This window comes from Roseateles sp. (assembly GCF_036404855.1).
Classification (GTDB): domain Bacteria; phylum Pseudomonadota; class Gammaproteobacteria; order Burkholderiales; family Burkholderiaceae_C; genus Pelomonas.
Window position 1 is genome coordinate 1 of record NZ_DASWYS010000139.1, and the last position, 2,611, is coordinate 2,611.

Here is a 2,611-nt window from a genome sequence, read left to right on the forward strand (position 1 = left end):
TTCTGGGCGCTGATCGCCATCTACATGTGGGCCGGCCCGCACCACCTGCATTACACGGCGCTGCCGGACTGGGCGCAGAGCCTGGGCATGGTGTTCTCGCTGATCCTGCTGGCGCCCAGCTGGGGCGGCGCCATCAACGGCGTGCTGACGCTCTCCGGCGTGTGGCACAAGCTGCGCACCGACCCGATCCTGAAGTTCCTGATCGTCTCGCTGTCGTTCTACATGATGTCGACCTTCGAAGGTCCCATGATGTCGATCAAGACGGTCAACTCGCTGAGCCACTACACCGACTGGACCATCGGCCACGTGCACGCCGGTGCGCTGGGCTGGGTGGCGATGATCACCATCGGCTCGGTCTACGCGATGCTGCCCAAGCTGCTGGGCCGCGAGCAGATGTTCTCGGTCAAGGCCATCGACACCCACTTCTGGCTGCATACCCTGGGCGTGGTGTTCTACATCGCCTCCATGTGGATCGCCGGCGTGATGCAGGGCCTGATGTGGCGCGCCACCAACGCCGACGGCACGCTGACCTACAGCTTCGTCGAAGCGCTGAACGCCACCTATCCCTACGACCTGGTCCGCCTGGGCGGCGGCCTGCTGGTTTTCGTCGGCATGCTGCTGATGGCCTGGAACACCTGGAAGACCTTCCAGGCGGCCAAGTCCCTCGCGCCGCAGCCCATCCTGCAACCCGATGCCAGCCAGGCGCGCGCCTGAGGACCTGACGACATGAGCAACGGAAACTCACACGAGAAAGTCGAGAAGAACGTCGGCCTGATGGCCGTGCTGATCGCGGTGGCGGTGTCGTTCGGCGGCCTGGCCGAGATCGTCCCGCTGATGTTCCAGGCCGAGGCGATCAAGCCGCTGGAAGGCGTCAAGCCCTATCCGGCGCTGCAACTGGCCGGCCGCGACATCTACATCCGCGAGGGCTGCTACAACTGCCACTCGCAGATGGTGCGCACGCTGCGGTTCGAAACCGAACGCTACGGCCACTACTCGCTGGCCGGCGAATCGGTCTACGACCGTCCGTTCCAGTGGGGCAGCAAGCGCACCGGGCCGGACCTGGCCCGCGTGGGCGGACGCTACTCCGACGACTGGCACCGCGTGCACCTGATCAATCCGCGCGACGTGGTGCCGGAGTCGAACATGCCGTCGTTCCCTTGGCTGGAGAACGCCAAGGTCGACGGCGCGGACATCGCCCAGCGCATGAAGACGCTGCAGCGCATCGGCGACCCGTACACCGACGAAGACATCGACAACGCCGCCACCGACGTGGAAGGCAGGACAGAACTGGACGCCGTGGTCGCCTACCTGCAAGGGCTGGGCAAGGCCGCGCCGAGGGGAGGCTGAGCCATGGTATCGGGGATCGTGACCGGGGCGCTGATCGTGCTCTTCATCGCCGGCTGGGCGTGGGCGTGGAGCCCGCGCCGCAAGGCGGATTTCGACAATGCGGCGCGCATGCCGCTGGGTGAGGAAGGGGAGAACAACCCATGAGCGCAGGCTGGATCGGGTTCATCGTCGCGCTGGTCGTACTGAACATCCTGGGTTGCGTGTGGCTGCTGTGGTGGACCGGCCGCCGCCGCCCGGGCGACCCGGCGCCGGAAGACACCTCGCACGTGTGGGACGGCGACCTCACCGAGTACAACAAGCCGTTGCCGCGCTGGTGGATCAACCTGTTCTACCTCACCATCGTCTTCAGCATCGGCTACATCGCGTGGTACGGCGGCCTGGGCGTCATTCCCGGCTACGCCAAGTGGTCCTCCTCGGGCGAACACGACGAAGTGAAGGCGGTGCAGGACAAGAAGCTGGAAGCCACGTTCGCGCCGTTCGCCAACCAGCCGATCGACCAGCTGGCCAAGGATCCGAAGGCGCTGGCACTGGGCCGATCGATCTTCAACAACACCTGCGCCACCTGCCACGGCTCCACCGGCCAGGGCGCGACCGGCTACCCCAACCTGACCGACGGCATCTGGCACTGGGGCGGTACGCCGGACCTGGTACTGCAGACGGTACTGGACGGCCGCGAGGGCGTGATGCCGGAATGGGGCACCGCATTGACCAGCATGGGCGGCCCCAACGCCGTCGACTACGTCATCGCCTACGTCAACGTGCTGAACGATCCGCAGGACGGCATGAGCAACAACTTCATGGCCGCCCAGGGCAAGCCGCTGTACGATGGTCTCTGCGTTGCCTGCCACGGCGTGGACGGCAAGGGCAACCAGGAACTGGGCGCGCCCGACCTGACCGACGATTACTGGCTCTACGGCAACAGCAAGGAAAGCATGCGCACGACGATCACCCAAGGCCGTCATGGCGTGATGCCCGCCCACCGCGAACTGCTGGGCGAGACGCGTGCGCGCCTTGTCGCCTCCTACGTCTGGTCGCTGTCGCACAAGGAGGGTCAGGCGGCAGCCGGCGCGAAATGACCGATTTCACCGAACCCCGGCTCGACCATCCGCCCCGGCCGCTCGCACAGCGCGTCGGGGCGGTGCTCTGGCCCAGCTTCTTCGCCGCCGGCGTGGCGACGATGGTGTTCTTCGCCTTCGTCGACCCGCTGACGCTGCGCGACATGACCTTCCCCGACCTGGCGATCAGCCGCGAACTCGGCTACACG

Annotated in this window: 4 protein-coding genes and 1 pseudogene; all 5 read left to right on the top strand. The window is 66.3% G+C overall.

Going from position 1 to position 2,611, the window contains the following annotated elements; translation table 11 throughout:
* Positions 1-714, top strand: a 714-nt coding sequence (locus tag VGF12_RS09290; RefSeq protein ID WP_331175754.1) for a cbb3-type cytochrome c oxidase subunit I, incomplete at its 5' end; no start/stop codon positions are given.
* Between the two features lie 12 nt (positions 715-726).
* Entirely contained in the window at positions 727-1,347 is a 621-nt protein-coding gene (gene ccoO, locus VGF12_RS09295; protein WP_162338127.1) for a cytochrome-c oxidase, cbb3-type subunit II, read from the top strand.
* 3 nt (positions 1,348-1,350) lie between these two features.
* Complete coding sequence (locus tag VGF12_RS09300; protein ID WP_213605011.1) at positions 1,351-1,491, top strand: cbb3-type cytochrome oxidase subunit 3; 141 nt, start codon at positions 1,351-1,353, stop codon at positions 1,489-1,491.
* A complete protein-coding gene (gene ccoP / locus VGF12_RS09305) occupies positions 1,488-2,423 on the top strand; it encodes a cytochrome-c oxidase, cbb3-type subunit III (RefSeq protein WP_213605012.1) in 936 nt (311 codons plus the stop codon). The genes VGF12_RS09300 and ccoP overlap by 4 nt, the downstream gene beginning before the upstream one ends.
* Positions 2,420-2,611: pseudogene (locus VGF12_RS09310) on the top strand (hypothetical protein); the annotation flags it as partial. The gene ccoP and the pseudogene VGF12_RS09310, both read left to right, overlap by 4 nt.

What these genes read in the sequence shown, in the direction of transcription:
- ccoP (WP_213605012.1), top strand. Translation starts at nt 1,488, where the DNA reads ATGAGCGCAGGCTGGATCGGGTTCATCGTCGCGCTGGTCGTACTGAAC.
- ccoO (WP_162338127.1), top strand. Translation starts at nt 727, where the DNA reads ATGAGCAACGGAAACTCACACGAGAAAGTCGAGAAGAACGTCGGCCTG.
- VGF12_RS09300 (WP_213605011.1), top strand. Translation starts at nt 1,351, where the DNA reads ATGGTATCGGGGATCGTGACCGGGGCGCTGATCGTGCTCTTCATCGCC.